Below are 19,718 nucleotides of genomic sequence, written 5' to 3'. Positions count from 1 at the left end.
TTTAAACTATTTGGGTCACGACAGGGTAGCTCAGCTGGTTAGAGCGGCGGATTCATAACCCGCAGGTCGGGAGTTCAAGTCTCCCCCTTGTCATTTAAGCAAAAGGCTCACTAACAGCTAGTGAGCCTTTTTAATGCCTTAACTATCAATGCTAATGGGTGTTTTTAACGCATCTCGATGGCATTAAGGCGATCTCGGAATGACTGAGGTGCCATTGCAGCTTGTTCAGGTAGAAGGCTGTCGCCGCTATGGTTCTCCAGAGCATTGGGGCGACGCTGGGCGCGAACAGACTGGCCTTTCCTCGGCTTCACCTGAAGTGTGAGAGCACGGGTCTGAGGGTCACGAACAAGTGGTTGAGCCCTGAGCTCACTACGGACCTGATTGAGAAGTCGAAAATGACCGGTACTACTGAATTTCCTAAGAAGAGCCTGATCCCAGGCCATGGAACGTTTGATCATGCCCCCATCTTAGAGCCGCACCTGCTGCAGCTCAAAGTGACCCGACAAGGGATCCGTTGACGCAACAACCGTGATAAATTGACAAAAGCAAGTGGTAGTGGGATCGACTTCGCCTTAGCGATCGATTGACCACCACAGCTGAACCATCGCTCTTCCATCATGACTGCCACCGGCTGTCTGCGAGTGGGTCAACAGGCCCCTGATTTCACCGCCACCGCAGTGGTTGACCAGGAATTCAAAGAGATCTCACTGTCTCAGTATCGCGGCAAGTACGTGGTGCTGTTTTTCTACCCACTAGATTTCACCTTCGTGTGCCCCACGGAGATCACCGCATTTAGCGATCGCTATGCGGACTTCTCCAGCAAGAACACCGAAGTTCTAGGCGTCTCTGTTGACAGCCAGTTCAGCCACCTTGCCTGGATCCAGAGTCCCCGCAATCAAGGCGGACTTGGCGATATTGCCTATCCCCTCGTTGCTGATCTCAAGAAAGAGATCGCATCTGCCTACAACGTGCTTGACGAGGATGCAGGGGTGGCTCTTCGCGGCCTGTTCATCATCGATCCCGATGGCGTGATCATGCACGCGACAATTAACAACCTGCCAGTCGGTAGGAACGTTGATGAAACACTTCGCGTTCTCCAAGCCTTCCAGTACGTACAGTCCCATCCCGATGAAGTCTGTCCTGCTAACTGGACCCCAGGCGAAAAGACCATGAAGCCCGATCCAGTGGGCAGCAAAGAATTCTTTGCTGCAGTCAACTGATCATTTCATTGATCTTATTGTGCCGCCCCTAAGGGCGGCTTTTTTATGGCAACGCTGATTGTGGAGGTTCCTGAGTGGCATGAAGATCCTGAACAACAGCTGTGGCGGAATGCTTACCAAGCAACGCTTTTAATGCATCCATCAGATTCACATCCATCGCGACTCGACTTCCATCACTAACAACCACGCGAGTCAGGGTTGGCAATCCACCTTGCCTTGCACGTAGGTACACAGGTTCCACGTACAAAAGAGCTTTACCTAGAGGAAGAACCAATAGATTTCCCTGAACCACTTCAGAGCCTGCTCGGTCCCAGAGTCCGAATTGCTGACTAATGACAGGGTTCTGATTGATCAAGGCTTGGATTTGCTCCGGACCAAAAATGGGTAGATCGGGAGGGAAACGAATTAATACCAGTTCTCCATAATGAGGACTATCGCTACGTGCGGCCAGCCAGGCTGACAGATTGGGACGGGCCAACGGGGTGAGTGGTTGAAGCAATAGAAACTCTGAACGCTGCGCGGGCGTGAGCTGTGCAGTGATGTGATATGGAGCGACTGGAATTTGGCGTTGACCGTAAAGTTCTAAGGGGACCTGCCAAACATCATCACCGCTATAGAATGTACGCGGGTCGGTGACGTGGTATCGGAGTAATTGTTGAACTTGGAGTTGAAACATATGGCTGGGAACCATTAGATGATCGCGCAACTGTGTTGGCATCGCATCTAACGGCTGAAAAAGCTCCGGGAAGAGCTTCATCCATCCACCAATCATCGGATCATCCGGCTCACTCACATAGAGATGAACATTTCCGTTGTAAGCATCAACAACAGCTTTCACGGAATTCCGCACGTAGCGCATCGAAGTGCCGTCTGGCAGATCGGCTGCGTAGGGATAGGTACTTGAGCTGGTATAGCCATCAACGATCCAATACTGATTCTGTGCACTGTCATAACCTGCTTGTTCACCTTCGATCGGCACTGAGACAAGATAGGGATCACCTTCAAATGAGAGAAATGGAGCCAGTGCTTTCACTCTCTTACGTACATCTCGGCGCAGAAGAAGCTTGGAGCTTGTCTTCAGTGATCCCGTATTCAGCAAGCGTGGCTCCTTGAGGTAAACCGCTGCTGTAAGTCGTTGCCAGGGGTTTGACAAAGGAACTCCTGCATTGCCGGAATAGTGGTTATAAGTATTCTCATCGCCTTCAGGAAAGTCAAACTCCTGAACGCTTGTAGGAGCAATGGCATAAGGGGATGGCAGCATGCCGAAATACAAGGCTGCACGACCAATTGGCACCCGCTTTTCTACATCTTCCTGAGTGATACTCAACGATTCATTTCCTTGAATTCGGGTGGCTTTACCCAAGTCGCTAATGAAGTATTCAGGCAATCCATCAACGGCCCGTGTATTCACAGGGCTCAGAGTAAAACCGTAACCATGGGTAAAGACAAAGTGACGATTGAGCCACGTACGAGAGCGATCGGGGAGTGCGGCCTGATCCAGTTCCCTTGCCGTGATGATGACTTGCTGTCGCTGACCTGGATCGGCAGTGATTTGATATCGGTCAACGGCAGCACTGGAAAAGCGGTAGTAAACGCGCAGCTGCTGCAATTGCCGATTTGTGGCCAGCAACGGCTGACTATCCCAGAGTCGAACATTGTCCAAAGTGCTGGCACCTTCAACGAGATCCTCTGGACGGACCCTCGAGGCTGGATTGAGCGACCTGGTCGTGATCGCATCGAGTTGAAATGCTCGTCTGGTGGCCGCTATCGCATGGGTGAGATAGGGACGTTCAAGCTTGAGTTCACGGGGCCGAACCACCAGCCAATCGAGTGATGGTGTGAGCAGGAGTTCAGCCAACAGTGCAGCGAACAAGAGTGTTGTAGCCCAGGCGCGCCATTGGCGGCGATGCATCGCCCACGGCAAAGGCAGCACCAGTACAGCCAGCGCCAACATCGACAACGACTCGATCTGGCGCAATGGCAAAACCAAATGCACATCAAGCCATCCAGCGCCTGCCACAACGCCGTCCTGGGTCCACAGCAATTGATGACGAGACAGCCAGAGCAATGCGGCAAGCAAAGCAAGAATCAGCGCCAGGAATGGGCGAAGTCGCTGCCGTTCAATCGGCTGGAGCCCGGGGAATGACCAGTTAGAAACATCGGCAGGACGGCTAAAGCGACGCAGTAGTGCTGTAGCGACTGTCAGAACAAGCTGTGCGAGCAGCAACTGCAACAGCAGTGCGATGGCAGAGAAACGACCTAAGCCGAAGCTCACATCGGCACCGAAAAGAGGCTCAAGCTCACCGGTTGCAGGAATATTCAGGGCCAGTGCCCACAATCCCCAAGCCCGAGCAGCAGTGAAACAGGTGCATAAGCTGCCAAAAATGAACAATGGTGCCGTTCGAATCCGCCGCGATCGCGCAATGAGTGCAACAGCGATCAAGAGAAGAAGGGTGCAAGCAATCGATGGGTGACCAGTCATTGGTTGTTCCCACCAATGTCCAAGGCTGAACGGGTTGGTGCAAGCCAGCCAGGCCAAACGCATCAACACCGCCAGAGCAACAACGACCGCCCCCGCAGTGATCAACAGCATCAAGCCATAACGCCATCCGCTCAGAGCAAAGCGATGGGAATCGTCCGATGAAACTGAGGAATGATCGTCAGAGAGCTGCAGCCAAGAACTTCGCCAAAAGGCTCCAAGCGAAGCGACCGTGAAGGCTAAAAAGCCAGCGATAATCTGAAAAGTCCAGCGCTTAACAAGCACCGCCTGGAGAGAGAACTGCTCGAACCAGAGCCACTCAACCTGAAGACGGCAGAGCAAGACAAAGGCCAGGATAAGAATGGCCGAACCAAGCCAGAATTGACGCCGACGCCACGGTCGACATTCAAGCTGGCGATGACTCCTACCTCGATTGGGACGACTCAATCCCTGGCGATCAGCTAACCCAAATTACTGGCTACTGCTCGAAAGGCCGGCGAGTTGCATGAAACGCTCCGTATGCAGTGTTTCTTCAGCGATCAGTGATTCGACAAGGCGATCCATAATCTCGCGACGCGGCTCAAGCAGGGCAATGGCCTCATTCAGGGAGTCCTTTGCAAGGGAGCGGATTTGAGCATCGATCTCGCGACCTGTGCTTTCGGCATAGGTGGGGCGCGCATGCATCAGGTCACGGCCAAGAAAGACCTCATTGCCAGCGGCCTCGAGAGCCACCGGGCCCAACTGCGAAAAACCAAAGCGGGTCACCATTTCCCTTGCAAGCTGACTCACCATTTGCAAATCACCGCTTGCACCTTGGGTCACCTCTCCAGAGCCAAAGACGACGATTTCCGCGGCTCGACCACCTAAAGCCACAACCAACCTGGCCCGCAGCGCTGCCCGGGTGATCAGACCGGAATCAATCACCTCATCATCTGGCCAAAACCTGGTGAAACCACCAACCCCTCCACTTCGAGGCAAGAGCGTGACCTTGTCGACCGTCCCAGCCTGAGGCGTCAGCGCTGCCACCAATGCATGGCCGATTTCGTGATAGGCAATCAGTCGTTTTTTGGCGTTGTCTTGGAGAGGAGCTGCTGTCAACCCCATCGTGATTCGTTCGAGCGCGCACTCAACCTGCTCGTCACCGATGGCATTGGCGTTTTGACGTGCCGTGAGGATGGCCGCCTCATTGAGCAGATTCGCCAGATCAGCACCTGAGAAACCGGGTGTTCGTTTCGCCCATTCAGCCAGATCCACACGGTCATCGAGTGGGCGCGTGCGGGCATGGACCGCAAGGATGGCCTCACGACCTCGACGGTCGGGCAAATCCACATGGATACGGCGATCAAAACGACCCGGCCGCATCAAGGCGGTATCCAACACATCAACGCGATTCGTAGCCGCCAACAAAATCACACCCGAGTTATCAGCGAAGCCATCCATTTCGGTGAGCAGTTGATTCAGGGTCTGCTCACGTTCATCGTTTCCACCACCAATTCCCGCTCCGCGCTGACGACCAACCGCATCAATCTCGTCAATGAAAACAATGCAGGGAGACTTTTCCTTTGCCTGCCGAAACAGATCTCGCACACGAGAGGCACCGACACCCACAAATAACTCGACAAATTCGGAGGCCGCCATTGAGAAAAAAGGAACACCGGCCTCGCCAGCAATCGCCTTGGCAAGAAGCGTTTTTCCTGTTCCAGGGGGGCCAACAAGCAAAACACCACGTGGGATCTTGGCTCCAAGCCGAATGAAACTCTCAGGTTCTCTCAAGAAGGTGACCACCTCTTGCAGTTCATCCTTGGCTTCGCTGATGCCAGCGACATCTTCAAAGCGAACGTTGAGATCGTCCTGTGGTTTCACCCTCGGCTGGCTTCGGCCGAAACCCATCGCACGATTAGCAACCTGTGCAGAACGTCGCAGCAGGAAGGAAAGACCAACAACAATCAACAGAATCAGGCCAAAGTTGCCCACGACCCCCGCAAGAGCCTGTTCCTGGCGTAAGTCCTTAACCGTGAGAGGAACCCCGGCAGATTCAGCTGTACGTAAAACCTGTTGATCGTTGGCAAGGATCGAGACGGTTGCCTTGCGACCGTCCGAATACTCCACCAGGACCTCACGACGCTGTGGAATCAACGTCAATTCCTTGACGTCGCCCGATCGGATCTCGCGGAGTAATTCGCTGTAGATCGGTTTGGATTCCGACTTGGGACGAGCCAGGGTGTCAGGGCTCTGGGGGCGGTCCGAAGGGCCTGAACTCACAGCGTTTCAGCGTTGATAAAAGCCTAGCGATTTGACGAGAGGACTCTCGACAGGGGAAGATCATCGTTTGGCTGAAGTTCGCCGGCAATGGCTGTACCCAAGAAGAAAACCTCCAAGGGCAAGCGCAATCAGCGCCATGCTGTCTGGAAGGCCAAGGCGGCCACAGCGGCGCAACGCGCCATGTCACTTGGAAAATCAGTGCTGAGCGGTCGTGCCCAGGGATTTGTCTATCCGGTCTCCGAGGTTGACGACAGCGAAAGCTGAGCGTTAGCGCAGCTCACGGATGACGCGCTCATCCGTGAGCTCGACCACAACATCAGCTTGATTGATCGACTGAAGAGACTCTTGCGGAAGAGCCGTTTCAATCATTCGAATAAAACCTTCTAGCTCTTGAGTCGACAGACGCACACCCGTTCTGGACTCCATGCTTTGTTCCTGTTGCTGTTTCCAGAGTCGGCTGGCAAACACACCGGGTGCCCGCAGATGCCAGAGCTGATCGAGTGATTGCCACAGCCATTGGTAATCCTCCAGCTTGGTCAACGCCTGCTGGCGGTAGCTCAGCTCTTGGGCCGTCAGCTCAGGGTCAAGGCTTCGATTCGCTTGCGGTGACGCCCCCAAGAACCAACCCTCCAATAACAGAACATCTGCACTGGAGTGCTGCCAACCACAACGATCGCCTCGGCCACCGCGAAGAGATTTATCAAATTGAGGGGTGCGCAACTCGCCGGTTTGGCGCCATCTGGACAAACATTCCTGGATCAGAACCAGATCATGACTTCCAGGCAGAGCGCGGGGAACTGACCAGGGATTGCCCCTCATCGCCTGGTCCATCTCCGATGCGGGCCAGTAGAAATCATCGAGAGACACCACCGAAACGGACAGGCCCAGCTCAGATGCAGCCATGTCAATCCATTTGGCAAGACTGCTTTTTCCGCAGCCAGGCAAACCGCTGAGACCGATCAACTGGCGTGGCAAGCATCCGCAACAGCTTTCAAGTCTTGTCAGCAGAGGAAAACCAACACACCACAACCAATCTGCTGCCACTGGAAATGGCCAGGCTGCCAAGGCCAGTGCGGTTCCGCCTCGTTGTTGCCAGTGCTCAACCCAGGCCTGGGGTTCCGACCATCCAAGCCGATCGAGCAGATCGGTATGGCCTGGAACGGAAGCAGACAGGTCCAAACGATGCTCAGGAACCAAGTTTGTAGGCCTCAAGAACGACGGCATACACAACCCCGATCCTGAGGTTGTCGAGAGCCAACCACGACATCGGCCAAGGATCCGCAACGACTTTGGTGCGCAACCGGATCATCAATTCAACGAGCAACACCAACACCAACACCACAACGGGGCGCTGACCAATCTTCTGGAGGTAATAACTGGTGAAATTGCTGCCCAGAAAAAAGCCGATCAACAGGGCCAAAACCCCGATGCTGCGACGCTTCCATGGTCCGGTGAAGGCAGGCCGAAGCTGCTGGCCAAGTTGGCGCTGAAGACATGCATAGCGGGTGAGCTGGAGCGCCATCAGCAGGTTGAATCAACAAGAGATTGCAGATACTCCAGCGTGACCATGCCTTTGGCACAAGGGGGGCCTGACGTTTGGAGATGTGGGAGGGTCGCCTCGCCAAGGTGATTGAAGACGGCGCAAGCGCGATGTAACTGCTTTGGTAACTGCTGATCCCAGAGAGAAGGCGTGACCAAACAAGTCAGAGAAGCCTCGTGAGCAGCAATCAGACCGGCCGCAGAATCCTCGATCGCAACTGATCCATCAAGGTCTGCACCACTGCGCTCCAGCGCACAGAGATAAGGGTCGGGATAGGGCTTGTGACGTTCCACATCGTTGGCACTCACCACGCCATCGAAGGGAACGTCTGCATTGGCAAAAAGTCCTTCCAGAAGTGCTTCGACCGAGGCGCGACCACTGCTGGTGACAATCCACTGCTGAAGTCCTGCGTGGACGAGCTGATTGAGCAGCCGACTCACTCCAGGCCGCAAGCTCACAGCGCCGCCACGGATGCGATTGAGATAGTGAAGCTGTTTGCAACGACGCAAGTCCTCGAGCTGGGTGGCGTCGAGTACCTCTCCACGTTCTATGGCGTATTGGGCAACCCTTTGGGTCCCTCCCGGTATGGCCAACAAACGTTGGTACTCAGCCCGATTCCACTGCCAGCCCCATCCCAAATCAGCAAAGGCCTGGTTGAAGGCCGGACGATGGCCATCCATCTCCGTATCGGCAAGGGTTCCATCCACGTCCCAGAAGACCGCTTGCAATCGGGGCATGAATCCTCACTGCCAAGGGTTCACCCAGCTTGGATCAGCCCCACAATGCAGAGACTTGATGCTTCATCTCTTTGCCCACAGCCGTTCTCCCACAGCTCTGGCAACTGCCCCGTCCCGCAGGGAGAAATCCACTCTCCGGTGTCGCCCTGCCGATTGCGCTGCGTGCTGTGCTGGCAAGGAGAGGCACCGAAACAGTTGAGAGCGCTGAAGCCTGGATTCAGCCTCCGGATCTGCCCCCTGCCGACGGCCACTTCCCCGATCTCAAGATTGCTCTAGCTCGTCTTGTCATCGCCTGTGAGCAACAGGAACGGGTCGCGATCTGCGGTGATTACGACGCTGATGGCATGACCAGCACAGCGTTGTTGATCCGAGCGCTTCAAGCCCTTCAGGCCCAGCCAATTGCCGCGATCCCCAGTCGCATGGACGATGGGTATGGACTCAACTCACGCATGGTTGAGGAGCTCCACGCTGACGGAGTCAATCTGCTTGTGACCGTCGATAACGGTGTGGCAGCAGCAGAAGCACTCTGTACCGCCAGAGCTCTTGGAGTGGAAGTGATCATCACCGATCACCACACCATCCCGGACCCACCACCGCAGGTTCTGGCCTTGGTGCACCCTGCCACCACACCTGAACATTCTCCGTATCGAGGATTGGCGGGGGTGGGACTGGCCTTCGTGCTAGCACGCTGTCTCGCCGAGGCTCTGAATCAACCTGACGCGATCACCAGTGCAAGGGACCTGTTTTGTATCGGTACGATCGCAGACATGGCACCCCTCACCGGGGCGAATCGAGTTTGGTTGCAGGAAGGACTTCGCAGTCTTCACAGAACAAAGTGCGCTGGATTAAAGGCCTTGCAGCAGCTCAGTGGACTCGAAGAACGACCTTTGAGAGCTGACGATATTGGCTTTCAAATCGCGCCACGGATCAATGCGGTGGGTCGACTTGGTGAGCCACGACTGGTGGTGGATCTGCTTACTGAAGACAACGCCGACACAGCAGTGCAACTCGCACGACAATGTGATGGATTGAATCGCCAGAGACGCGAACTGTGTGATGCGATCGAGGCGGAAGCGACGGCCCTTGTCGAGGCAGACGCGCAACCTCTGCCTCCATTTCTGCTCCTAGCTCAAGGGCATTGGCACCACGGGGTGATTGGCATCGTCGCGGCAAGACTGATGGATCATTACCAACGTCCAGCCGCGTTGCTGGCAGCAGAAGGCAATGGACTGATGCGGGCCTCAGTCCGCGCACCAGAAGGCTTTGCTGTCGACCAAGCCCTGCACGCCTGTGCCAAGCACCTTGAGCGTTTTGGAGGACACCCTGCCGCTGGTGGTTTCACCGTGAAGCCAGAGCGGGTTGCGGCACTGCATGAGCAGCTGAATGACGTCGCCGCTGAATGGATGACGTCGCGCCATCAGGGAGTTGTTTTGCAGCCAGAGGCTCTACTGCGATTCGATCAGATCGACAGAGGCCTTTGGTCGTCGTTGCAGAAACTCGAACCTTTTGGAATCGGCAATCCAACTCCATTGTTCTGGGCACGTGATTGTGAGGTGATTGATCAGCGTCAGCTGCGGGGAGGTCATCTCCGCTTACGCCTGAGGCAGGGAGAAACACTGCATGACGGCATCGCCTGGCGATGGAAAGGAGGAGCCTCCACTCCAGAACGGATTGACCTCGCCTTCAGGCTCTCTCTGAATCGATGGCAAGGAGAGGAACGACTGCAGCTGGAGATCCAGGCCATTCGTGCCCATCACCCAACCATCGTGCTGCAACGTCATGGCCAGGAGTATCAGTGCGAACAAGTGAAGCCTGGAACGATCGTCCTCGCCAATGCTTCCGGCCAGAAGCTCGTGATTGATTACCGCGATGACGGCCTACATCAGTGCGACGACAACAGGGCCTCGCACCCCTACGTTGCAGCCCTGATCGAAGAGGCCGCGATCGGCCTCGGACTGCAGCCATGAGTTTGGATCCGAGGCACCGCCATCACCTCTTCCCAGAACTACTTGACCTCAAATACTCATCACTGCGCAGCCTGGTGCGTCATTTCATCGGCCTGTTGGTGGTCGGTATCGCCATTGGATTGGCCTGTTGGCCTCTGAACATTGTCGATCGTTTACAAGACAAACTGTTCGACTTGCTTCCAACCGAAGCCGGTGAATGGTCAGCCCCAGGCCTGCTGGTCTGTTTGATGCCGTTAGCGGTGATGCCAATCCTGCTGTTGCTTCAGCGTGGTCCCTGGAAAGCCGGCGCAGGCTCAGGCATCCCCTCCACCATGAATGCGCTAGAGGATCCGGCGCTGATGGCGGGTGCAATGGCGGCACCGGGAACGATTCAACGTGGTGTGCTCTGGTCCATTGCCACAACGGCAATGCTTCCCCTCGGAAGGGAGGGTCCAGTTGTCCAAGTAGGAGCCGCTGTGGCCAGAGCTCTGCAACGACGCTGCGGAGAGTGGCTTCCCAGCCTGAATGAACGACAACTGGTGGCGATCGGTGGTGGAGCAGGCCTGGCAGGCGGATTCAATACTCCAGTGCTAGGCGCGGTGTTCATGCTCGAGGAGCTCACCACCGATTACGCCATCACAACGATCTGGCCGGCCCTTGTCGTCAGTGTTGCCGCAGCCGGTTTTAGCAACTTTGGTGGAGTGCCTCTGTTCGGTCTCGGCGTCATCAATGTGATGACGCCTGAATCTGAGCAACTGCTGTTGGCGATCCCCATCGGTCTTGCCGGTGGAGTCGTGGGTGGATTGTTCAACAGAGGACTGGTCTGGAGCAGTGGTTGGATCGCCCCTTTTGTTCAGCGCTTCCCAATTCGAACCGGCCTCTGTCTAGGCGGTGCACTCACAATTCTGGCGCTTGCGAGCTGGGGCACCAGCACATCTGATGGTGAGGCCCTCATCCGACAATTGATCAGAGAGGGCATGCCCAACGCTGATCCGAATGGGGGAAATCTGTCTGCAGGCCTGACAAGTTTGTGGATCACGCTGGTCAGGGTGATCGGTCCGATGCTCGCCCTTGCCCCAGGGGTGCCCGGAGGATTGATCGATCCATCCCTCACCTTTGGGGCACTGCTTGGATACACCATCTGCGCTGTGATGGGGGTGAGCCAACACCTTGGGATCGCTCTAGGACTTTCTGCAGGCTTATCGGGGGCGACACAACTGCCCCTCGTCTCCATCGTTTTTGCCTGGCGCCTGGCTGGAGATCAGCAGTTATTTGCCGGAGTGGTGATGGCCGCTGTGATAGCCGCGTACACAGGCCGTCTAATTGCAAGAAAGCCTGTGTATCACGCCTTAAGCCTGCTTCAAAGAGCGCCGCGACGGTAAAACAAGATGAAGATCACTGCCGGCCCAGCAAGAGCAATCAGCGCGAGTGCCGCGAAGTTGGAAATCAGATGGAAGTCAATACCCATGGAGATTGTGCGGTGATCCGACGCAATGATCTCATTAGGCTACGGAACATGTCACTCGATTCCAGGCACCATTCCCTGCCACTGTGATACAGCGTCACAGCAGAGAGGCCATGGCAAGGGGAAAACCCTCTTGGAGCTGTATCAGTCAATGCGGTGCATGCTGTCGTCTAGCTCCTGACGAGCGACCGGAGGCACTCGAAGTGCTTAACGATGAACAACGCGAGATCTATCTTGACTTGGTCGGTGTCGACGGTTGGTGTAGGCATTACGACAGTGGTGGAAGGCGCTGTCGGATTTATGACGATCGGCCTGATTTTTGTCGGGTGACCAGCCTCGCGAGCTTATTTGAAGTTCCGCCAGAGCAAGCCGACAGCTTTGCGATCTCCTGCTGTCATCAACAGATCCGGTCTGTGTACGGAGGCCGGAGTCGGGAACTGCGTAGGTTCAATCAGATTGTTTCGGGATCAAGGAAACGAGATGCCTGAGATCGAAACCTCCAACACTGGTGTCGTGAATCCAGTACCAGCTGAGGACGATCAATCGAAGCCGGGGATGGGCTTCACGGCGGTTTTGCTCAGCACCTTCACCACTGTCTTCGTGGCAGAGCTAGGTGACAAAACCCAGCTCGCCACCCTTCTCCTGTCCGCCCAGTCGGGTGAACCATGGTTGGTGTTTGTTGGGGCAGCGTTCGCCCTGATCTGTTCCAGCTTGGTTGGCGTGCTGGTAGGGCGTTGGCTCTCCACAATTCTCCCCCCAGAGCGTTTGGAACAGATGGCGGGAGTGCTGATGGTGGGATTGGGTCTCTGGCTTGGATTTCAAGCCCTGCAATCCATCACTCAATTTTCACTTTGAAGGCTCAGATCAGATGGATTTCCCACTGCTTGCCTCCACTTTCGTCACTGTGTTTCTTGCCGAACTGGGTGACAAGACTCAGCTAGCAACCGTGGCGATCAGCGGCACATCCAACCGACCACTGGCTGTGTTCATTGGCTCGTCGAGCGCTCTTGTACTGGCCAGCCTGATCGGGGCACTCGCAGGAGGATCCATGGCCAGCGTTGTGCCCGCTGACCTGCTCCAGCTTCTGGCCTCTGCTGGCTTCCTTTTGATCGGCATCCGTTTGCTCTGGCCGATGTTGTCGTCCTCAAAAGCGTTGAAAAGCTCAGGAGAAGACTGATTCCGGTCTGCACCTAAAATCCATCAACACCTGGACATCCTCTGCGTGGTTCTTGAGCTCCGGTTCAAGGGCCTGTCCAAGGTGATCACCGCCCCCGGCCCTGTAGGCCGGCCAGCTCACACCCAACGATGAAGTTCTCGGTCGCCGATCTCCTCGACCATCTCCCGCTAACCGGATCTCTGGAAACGGGAAAACTCGAAAAGATTTTGCGGCTCAGTAACCGCGCTGAAAAGCAGCATCTAACTCTGGCGCTGCAAAGCCTGGCGAAACTTGGAGTGCTCGAGCTCGCTGGAGAAGACGAGGTCAGCCGTTGCCAAGACGAAAGCCTGATTGAGGCGCGGTTGCGTTGCAGCAGCAAAGGCTTCTGCTTTGCCATCCGCGAAGACGGCGGTGAAGATATCTACGTGCGAGATCACCAGCTCAATCACGCCTGGAACGGTGACCGTGTACTTGTGCGAATTACACGGGAGGGTGGTCGTCGTCGATCACCCGAAGGGGGCGTGCAATGCATTCTTGAACGCAATACCACCAGCCTTCTCGCCCAGCTCGAAAAGCAGGACGAACGCCTGATGGCCTTACCACTCGATGATCGCGTGCTCGCGACCATCGAACTGCCCGAAGCGGATGTCTGTCATCTGACTGAAATCGACGAACCCTCAGTTGTCGAAGTGGAGGTCGACCGATATCCGGTGGCTCAGTTTTCTGCTCGTGGCCACGTCGCACGACCGTTGCCCCTCGATGCAGGGCCTACCGGTGATCGTGAGCTTCTTCTCACCAAAGCCCACCTGCACAAAAGGCCACCAGCTCCTCGAGCCAGTAGTAAGACCCCTTCAACCAAAAAAAGAGTCGATCTCACCGATCAACCCTCGCTGTTACTCCGTTCATGGGCTGGCCTTCAGGCTCCATGCCTGCCAGCAGTTCATGTGGAACCCCATGAAGGCGGCAGCCGTCTCTGGCTGCATGCCCCATCGATTGCTGAGAGGATTAACCCGGCTAGCAGCATGGATCATTGGCTGCAAGATCAGGGAGAAGCTCTCTGTTTAGGAGAGACCTGGCAGCCTTTACTGAACACGACACTGACGCAAGCGAGCCGCTTCGAAGAGAATGCAAGCCAAGACGCCATCTCGCTGCGTCTTGATATCAGCGCCGACGGCACAATTGGCGAGTGGGAGTTTCAACTCAGCACGGTGCGACCGGTCGCCACCGTGACTGCTAAAGCCCTGGCCGCCTTGGCGACCCGCAAGCCCAAGGCACGCACCGTACCGGTGGCGCTTAAGCCTCTCAAGGACCAGCTCGGTCAGATCGAGACCTTGATCTTCTGTGCCCGAAGTCTGCATGCGCAGGCCTGCAGTCGTGGGGGGATTGAACTGGACCTGCCTGCTCCAGCCCTAGAAAATCTTGGGGATCTGCGCTGTGCATCGCCAGATTCGTGTCGCCATCAATGGCTGGCACCCCTGAATGAAGAAGATCCCAATGCAATCCTCGCTGTTCTGATCAGAGCAGCCGACCAGTGCTGGGCCCAACACGCCTCGGATCTCAATCTTCCATTCCTGGTGCTTGAAGCCGCGGAAGCTGAACCATCAACGCTCAATGATGTAGCCAAAACTGCCTTGGGTCTTGATCTGCCCTTGGAACTGGATGATGAAGGAACTCCCTCAGCGGCAGATCTGGCTCGAGCCTTTAAGGACAGCCCTTTGCGGAGAATGCTCGATCTGCAGATGCGTCAGGCGCTCCCTGACCCAATGGTGCGAGCGATCAGAGCAAGAGCTCTCAGCGATGTTGATGCCGAGAAAGAGGATGGAGAACCGCCTCTGCCCAACACCGAATCCATCCCATCCCTCCAACCTGGAGCTCCATGGTGTTGTCCAACCCTGCATGCGACAGACCTGATTAACCAGCATGTTCTTGCTGCATTGCTCAACGAAGGCAAAGATCGCCCCAGCGTGCGTCATAAGGAAAAGGTGAACCTTGGCCGAAGCGGCGCAGGTGGTGCCGTCCGTTGGGCTCTGCTGACAGCCAGTCAGGAACAGAAACTGCTCGAAGGGTTCCAACCACGTCAGCTGGTGCGTCTGAATAGCCGACGCAGACAGCAGACCGAGCTGGACAAGGATCTGATCGCGATGGCCCAGGCTCGCAGTGCGGAACCCATGGTTGGACAGGAGCACAAAGGCCGTATCAGCGGTGTACAGAGCTATGGCTTCTTTGTCGAACTCCCGCCTTCAGGGGTGGAAGGGATGGTGCACGTCAGCTCCTTGAACGATGATTGGTACGAATACCGATCACGCCAGAACCGCCTCGTTGGCAGGCGTAACCGTCGCATCTATCAGCTGGGTGACGAAGTCGTCGTCAAAGTCACCAAGGTGGACGTGCTCCGTAATCAAATCGATCTCGACATCGTTGGAACTGAGCCTGAATCGAGCCAGGGGAAGGAGTCGCTTCCCGTCGCAGTGAGCGACCAGTAAGCCAAGCGCCGCCACTGTGACTTATTCAAATCAGAACGATCAAGCATTGCTGCCCTACGTCCTGGCGGTCACTGGAGCCTCAGCCCAACAGCTGGCCGAGCGATCGCTTGAGCTGCTTTTGCAAAACAATCGCCATGTTCACCTCGTTCTCAGCAGGGGTGCCCATGAGGTCTGGAAAGCGGAAATGGGGGTCAATGTTCCTGTCGATCCTCAAACACAGGAAGGCTTCTGGAGAGAGCGACTCCGCTGCGATCAAGGAATCCTCCACTGCCACCGCTGGAATGATCAGGCGGCAACGATTGCCAGCGGCAGTATTCGCACCCGCGCCATGGTGATTGTGCCCTGCAGCATGGGCAGCGTTGGCAGAATCGCTGCAGGTGTCGCCACCGACCTGGTTGAACGTTGTGCTGATGTTCACCTCAAGGAAGGTCGCCCTCTGGTGTTAGCGCCCAGGGAAATGCCCTGGAACCTCATACACCTGCGCAACTTGACCAGCTTGGCTGAAGCTGGAGCAAGGATTGCTCCACCGATCCCAGCCTGGTACACCCAACCGAGAAGTCTCGAAGAGATGGTCGATTTTCTGGTGGTGCGCCTGTTCGATGGGCTTGGTGAATCACTCACACCGATTCAACGCTGGCGAGACGAAGAGGGATGACCAGACTCCAGAAGCTTCTCTTACTGCCCAGCCTCAGCCCCCTAGTGGCAGCCATGATCGTGGCCAGCCTCAATCTGCGCCAACCCACGTCCTTAAAACTGCTCACTTGGCGCAGCCCAGCAGTTCCGATCGGAGCCTGGGTGGCTGTCGCAGCAGGAGGAGCTGGTCTGTTTAGTTTTTTGGCTGCTTATGGGGCATCCGCTGCCAGTGCTCCTCTGCGCAGACAAGTGCATCGTCCCTTGGGCTGGGACAAGCCTGAGGATCAGTTCTGGCCCCCCTCTGTGGAGCAAGAACCTTTCACACCGCATCAACAGACAACAGAGATCAACCAACAAGCCACGGTGCAATGGCCTGAACGGGATGTGCGTGATCCCGCTCCAACCGTCGCTGTTCCGTTCAGGGTTATCCAGTGGGGAAACAAGGGATACCCAGAGCCTGCACAAGCCCAGAACGTTTCAAGGGCAGGAACTGCAGCGGCAACAACGACACAACCACAAACGACCACTGCGGACATGACAAGCCTCGATGACGACTGGGATCGTCCGCTGCCGGATGACTGGTGAGGGCTGGTGACTGCTTGCCTGCGCTGACTAAAGTTCCGCCAGTGAAGGCCATCATGGTGAGCGAAACTCCAGCTGCAGCAACTCCTGCACCTTCTGACAAGCCAAAGAAGGCAGATAAAGTCGCTAAGCCGCCGAAGCCGGAAGACAAGCCGTTCGAGGCGTTCATCCATGAAGAGCTGATTCCCGCCCTGCGGAAGGGATTGCAAGATCACAACATCACCCCTGCCGTCCTTGATCTCAGGCAAGGCGAACGGCCTGTTGTCGGTGGCACATGCTGGATGGTGCATGGCGAACTGCCCCCTGGCCGCCGTTTCTGGCTGTGTTTCTCAGAGGCTTCCATCACCTCCTCCAAAACCATTGCACTTGCAGATCCGGGCACGGATGCGAGCCTGCTCGAGTCGTTTCTGATCGACGAGAAGCGAATGACTCTGGCCCTGCTGCAATCCCGTCTGTTGCAAAGGCTCAACGGCCAGAAATGGTTGGGTGGCAACTGAGGCTTAACACGATCAACCTTGATCAGCGGTGCTCCGCCTACATTGGTTGCCACTGAAGCTCAGATTCGATGGTGCCCCCAACCGCCGTCAGTGAAGCCGCAGCAGCGGATTCAGCCGTTTCCATCAAGGACCCGGTCAAGGACACGATCCTGACGCCCCGCTTCTATACGACCGACTTCGATGAGATGGCGGCGATGGACCTCCGCCCCAACGAGGCGGAACTAGAAGCCATTTGCGAAGAGTTCCGAAAGGATTACAACCGCCACCATTTTGTCCGTAATGGTGAATTCGACGGCGCCGCCGAGAAGCTCGACCCCAAAACACGAGAAGTTTTTGTTGAATTTCTAGAGCAGAGCTGCACCTCAGAATTCTCAGGTTTTCTGCTTTACAAAGAACTGAGTCGCCGGATCAAGACGCGTAATCCTCTCCTCGCTGAGTGTTTCGCCCATATGGCCCGAGACGAGGCACGCCACGCTGGATTCCTCAATAAATCAATGAGTGACTTCGGCTTGCAGCTTGACTTGGGTTTTTTGACTGCCAACAAAAAGTATACATTTTTCAAGCCTAAATACATCTTCTACGCCACTTATCTCTCAGAAAAGATTGGCTATTGGCGCTATATCGCCATCTTCCGTCACTTAGAGAAAAACCCAGACAGCAAGATCTTTCCAATCTTCAACTTCTTCGAGAACTGGTGTCAGGACGAGAACCGTCACGGCGACTTCTTTGATGCCCTGATGAAAGCGCAGCCAGACACCGTTCGCGGCTTTCGCGCTCGTTTGTTCTGTCGCTTCTTTCTTCTGGCCGTTTTCGCGACCATGTATGTGCGTGATGTGGCTCGTAAGGAGTTTTATGAATCCCTGGGTCTCGACGCTCGCGAGTACGACCGGATGGTCATCGACAAGACCAACGAGACATCGGCACGAGTCTTCCCAGTTGTGCTCGATGTCAAGAATCCCAAGTTCTGGGATGGGCTTGAAAACCTTGTGAACAACAATGCTGCCCTGGCTGCAGCCGATGCCAGCAGCGCACCTGCTCCCCTGAAGCTGGTGCGCAAATTGCCCCACTGGCTGGCCAACGGAGTGCAGATGGCATCCCTCTTCCTGATGTCGCCTGTGCGCAGTGACCAATACCAGCCAGCCGTGCGCTAGTCAATCGCAAACGACTCACCGTCGGCCAGATCTCACAACGTGCATCTGTCAATGCCTGGCGCAAGCCGGGCATTGTTCTGTTCAGTTCTCCATAATCAGAGCTTGACGCATTCGGGCGGTTTGGTTGCATCCCATCCAACGGAACGCCAAGACCATGGGCTAGATCCGGCCCAGACGGCTTGGCAGCAGCGGCTCGAAGCCTTGCTCGGAGAAGGATGTCGGGCCGGGGCAGACCTCGTGGAGGTCTTTCTCGAACGCACGGACCACATCGGTGTCCTGGCTGAACAGGACACGATCACGAGCGTCAGTCCAGCATTTGCGATGGGGGCCGGAATTCGTGTTTTCAGCAACCAACGCGATGGCTTCGTCAGCACAAACGATCTCAGCGACGCCGGGCTTCTCAGGGCCCTCGATCAGGCGCTTGGCATGCTCAATCTGGAACGCCACGCTGCAGCAAGTTTGGGCAGCTTCGAGGGCCTACGGCCTTTGCGCGATTTTGGATTAGAGAAACAGGGATGGCTCGTTCAGGCCCCAGACCTTTCCTCAAGCACGGCCTTGTTGCTTCAGGGAACCGATCTGTTGCAGCGGCATGGACAACACCTCGACGTCAGACGCGGTAGCTATTCACGTGACTGGCAGGAGGTGCTTGTCGCCGCAAGTGATGGGACTTTTGCTCGCGATATCCGTTTGCACCAATCCAGTGGTTTGAGTGTGCTCGCTGCCGATGGTGAGCACCGGGCCAGTATCGGACGGCGCTATGGCTCCACAGACAGGCCTGACGACCTCAAGACTTGGGATGTGGACGCCTCGGCGGCAGAGGTCTGTGCGAGCGCAGCCACCATGCTCTACGCCGACTATGTGGATGGAGGCCAGATGCCCGTGGTGTTGGCCAATCGATTCGGTGGTGTGATCTTCCACGAAGCCTGTGGCCATTTGTTGGAAACCACCCAACTGGAACGAGGGACATCGCCCTTCGCCGGCATGGTTGACCAGACCATTGCCAATCCTGCGGTCACGGCCATTGATGAAGGCCTCAGTGCCGGTGCGTTTGGCTCAATTGCCATGGATGATGAAGGAATGGAGTCGCAAAGAACCGTTTTGATTGAGAACGGAGTGCTGAAACGATTCCTCAGTGATCGGGCAGGTGAGATGCGAACAGGCCATCAGCGCACAGGCAGTGGCAGGCGACAAAACCACGGTTTCGCAGCAGCCAGTCGCATGCGCAACACCTACATCGCTGCCGGTCCCCATCGACCAGAAGAGCTGATCAGCTCAATTGACCGAGGGCTTTATTGCAAATCGATGGGGGGTGGAAGTGTTGGAGCGACAGGCCAGTTCAACTTCTCAGTTGAGGAGGCCTATCTGATTGAGAACGGTCAATTGGGTCAGGCCGTGAAAGGAGCCACCTTGATCGGCGAAGCCAAGGAGGTGATGCCCCGCATCTCGATGTGTGCTGATGACCTAGATCTTGCAGCCGGATACTGCGGTTCTGTCAGCGGCAGCATTTTTGTCACCGTGGGGCAACCTCACATCAAGGTCGATTCCATCACCGTGGGAGGCCGCTGAA

At 56.0% G+C, this 19,718-nt stretch carries 20 protein-coding genes and 1 tRNA gene; 14 read left to right on the top strand and 7 right to left on the bottom strand.

Translation table 11 applies throughout. The features are described 5' to 3' along the window. Nucleotides 1-19: 19 nt before the first annotated feature. Nucleotides 20-93 (top strand) — tRNA-Met (locus SIB72_RS10725). A gap of 71 nt (nt 94-164) precedes the next feature. Here SIB72_RS10725 and SIB72_RS10720 read toward each other — a convergent pair. Further along, nucleotides 165-458, bottom strand: a complete 294-nt coding sequence (locus tag SIB72_RS10720) for a hypothetical protein (protein ID WP_115015170.1) — start codon at nt 456-458, stop codon at nt 165-167. Nucleotides 459-617: 159 nt separating this feature from the next. Here SIB72_RS10720 and SIB72_RS10715 point away from each other — a divergent pair, with 159 nt between their 5' ends. After that, nucleotides 618-1,220 carry a peroxiredoxin gene (locus tag SIB72_RS10715; protein WP_115015171.1) on the top strand — a complete coding sequence of 201 codons (603 nt, stop codon included), beginning with the start codon at nt 618-620 and terminating at the stop codon, nt 1,218-1,220. A gap of 43 nt (nt 1,221-1,263) precedes the next feature. Here the strand turns inward: SIB72_RS10715 and SIB72_RS10710 are convergent, their stop codons facing one another. After that, nucleotides 1,264-4,062 carry a UPF0182 family protein gene (locus tag SIB72_RS10710; protein WP_413745110.1) on the bottom strand — a complete coding sequence of 933 codons (2,799 nt, stop codon included), beginning with the start codon at nt 4,060-4,062 and terminating at the stop codon, nt 1,264-1,266. Between the two features lie 108 nt (nt 4,063-4,170). After that, nucleotides 4,171-5,961 carry an ATP-dependent zinc metalloprotease FtsH gene (ftsH, locus tag SIB72_RS10705; protein WP_413743851.1) on the bottom strand — a complete coding sequence of 597 codons (1,791 nt, stop codon included), beginning with the start codon at nt 5,959-5,961 and terminating at the stop codon, nt 4,171-4,173. An 87-nt stretch (nt 5,962-6,048) separates the two neighbouring features. On the opposite strand from ftsH, the gene rpmF reads away from it, so the two are divergent. Further along, nucleotides 6,049-6,225 (top strand): 50S ribosomal protein L32, encoded by a 177-nt coding sequence (rpmF, locus tag SIB72_RS10700; RefSeq protein WP_115015175.1) that lies wholly within the window; start codon nt 6,049-6,051, stop codon nt 6,223-6,225. A 3-nt stretch (nt 6,226-6,228) separates the two neighbouring features. On the opposite strand, the gene SIB72_RS10695 is transcribed toward rpmF, so the two are convergent. Genes SIB72_RS10695 through SIB72_RS10685 form a run of 3 tightly spaced genes read right to left on the bottom strand, consistent with a single transcriptional unit; the run spans nt 6,229 to nt 8,238 of the window. Further along, nucleotides 6,229-7,185, bottom strand: a complete 957-nt coding sequence (locus SIB72_RS10695) for a hypothetical protein (RefSeq protein ID WP_413743850.1) — start codon at nt 7,183-7,185, stop codon at nt 6,229-6,231. Beyond that, nucleotides 7,148-7,483, bottom strand: coding sequence for a DUF565 domain-containing protein (locus tag SIB72_RS10690; protein WP_413743849.1), 336 nt, complete (start codon nt 7,481-7,483; stop codon nt 7,148-7,150). The genes SIB72_RS10695 and SIB72_RS10690 overlap by 38 nt, the downstream gene beginning before the upstream one ends. Continuing rightward, nucleotides 7,483-8,238, bottom strand: coding sequence for an HAD-IA family hydrolase (locus SIB72_RS10685; RefSeq protein ID WP_413743848.1), 756 nt, complete (start codon nt 8,236-8,238; stop codon nt 7,483-7,485). Before SIB72_RS10685 ends, SIB72_RS10690 begins: the two co-directional genes overlap by 1 nt. A gap of 71 nt (nt 8,239-8,309) precedes the next feature. On the opposite strand from SIB72_RS10685, the gene recJ reads away from it, so the two are divergent. Both recJ and SIB72_RS10675 read left to right on the top strand, forming a co-directional pair. Then, nucleotides 8,310-10,205, top strand: a complete 1,896-nt coding sequence (gene recJ / locus SIB72_RS10680) for a single-stranded-DNA-specific exonuclease RecJ (RefSeq protein WP_413743847.1) — start codon at nt 8,310-8,312, stop codon at nt 10,203-10,205. Beyond that, nucleotides 10,202-11,566 carry a chloride channel protein gene (locus SIB72_RS10675; protein WP_115121624.1) on the top strand — a complete coding sequence of 455 codons (1,365 nt, stop codon included), beginning with the start codon at nt 10,202-10,204 and terminating at the stop codon, nt 11,564-11,566. The genes recJ and SIB72_RS10675 overlap by 4 nt, the downstream gene beginning before the upstream one ends. Here SIB72_RS10675 and psb30 read toward each other — a convergent pair. After that, nucleotides 11,545-11,652 carry a photosystem II reaction center protein Ycf12/Psb30 gene (gene psb30, locus SIB72_RS10670; RefSeq protein ID WP_115015186.1) on the bottom strand — a complete coding sequence of 36 codons (108 nt, stop codon included), beginning with the start codon at nt 11,650-11,652 and terminating at the stop codon, nt 11,545-11,547. The genes SIB72_RS10675 and psb30 overlap by 22 nt on opposite strands. A 110-nt stretch (nt 11,653-11,762) precedes the next feature. On the opposite strand from psb30, the gene SIB72_RS10665 reads away from it, so the two are divergent. From SIB72_RS10665 to SIB72_RS10625, 9 genes are all read left to right on the top strand, one after another. Further along, nucleotides 11,763-12,137, top strand: a complete 375-nt coding sequence (locus SIB72_RS10665; protein WP_115121625.1) for a YkgJ family cysteine cluster protein — start codon at nt 11,763-11,765, stop codon at nt 12,135-12,137. 67 nt (nt 12,138-12,204) lie between these two features. Next, entirely contained in the window at nt 12,205-12,504 is a 300-nt protein-coding gene (locus SIB72_RS10660) for a TMEM165/GDT1 family protein (RefSeq protein WP_115121785.1), read from the top strand. Between the two features lie 13 nt (nt 12,505-12,517). Then, nucleotides 12,518-12,826 (top strand): TMEM165/GDT1 family protein, encoded by a 309-nt coding sequence (locus SIB72_RS10655; protein ID WP_115121626.1) that lies wholly within the window; start codon nt 12,518-12,520, stop codon nt 12,824-12,826. Between the two features lie 128 nt (nt 12,827-12,954). Continuing rightward, the gene (locus SIB72_RS10650) at nt 12,955-15,288 is read left to right on the top strand and encodes an RNB domain-containing ribonuclease (protein WP_413743846.1); all 2,334 of its coding nucleotides are present in this window, start codon (nt 12,955-12,957) and stop codon (nt 15,286-15,288) included. A gap of 46 nt (nt 15,289-15,334) precedes the next feature. Beyond that, nucleotides 15,335-15,943: a flavin prenyltransferase UbiX gene (locus tag SIB72_RS10645; RefSeq protein ID WP_115121786.1), complete on the top strand. Its 609-nt coding sequence runs from the start codon at nt 15,335-15,337 to the stop codon at nt 15,941-15,943. Further along, nucleotides 15,940-16,506: a hypothetical protein gene (locus tag SIB72_RS10640; protein WP_115121628.1), complete on the top strand. Its 567-nt coding sequence runs from the start codon at nt 15,940-15,942 to the stop codon at nt 16,504-16,506. Before SIB72_RS10645 ends, SIB72_RS10640 begins: the two co-directional genes overlap by 4 nt. Before the next feature lie 56 nt (nt 16,507-16,562). Beyond that, nucleotides 16,563-17,000 (top strand): DUF2996 domain-containing protein, encoded by a 438-nt coding sequence (locus tag SIB72_RS10635; RefSeq protein ID WP_244281713.1) that lies wholly within the window; start codon nt 16,563-16,565, stop codon nt 16,998-17,000. Nucleotides 17,001-17,068: 68 nt separating this feature from the next. After that, nucleotides 17,069-18,151 (top strand): magnesium-protoporphyrin IX monomethyl ester (oxidative) cyclase, encoded by a 1,083-nt coding sequence (acsF, locus tag SIB72_RS10630; protein ID WP_115121630.1) that lies wholly within the window; start codon nt 17,069-17,071, stop codon nt 18,149-18,151. A gap of 120 nt (nt 18,152-18,271) precedes the next feature. Continuing rightward, a complete protein-coding gene (locus tag SIB72_RS10625; protein WP_413745109.1) occupies nt 18,272-19,717 on the top strand; it encodes a TldD/PmbA family protein in 1,446 nt (481 codons plus the stop codon). Nucleotide 19,718 lies beyond the last annotated feature (1 nt).

It is taken from the genome of Synechococcus sp. MIT S9451 (assembly GCF_047304725.1).
GTDB lineage: Bacteria > Cyanobacteriota > Cyanobacteriia > PCC-6307 > Cyanobiaceae > Synechococcus_C.
The sequence above is the reverse complement of the archived record's forward strand: the minus strand, read 5'-3'. Positions and strand labels throughout refer to the sequence as shown.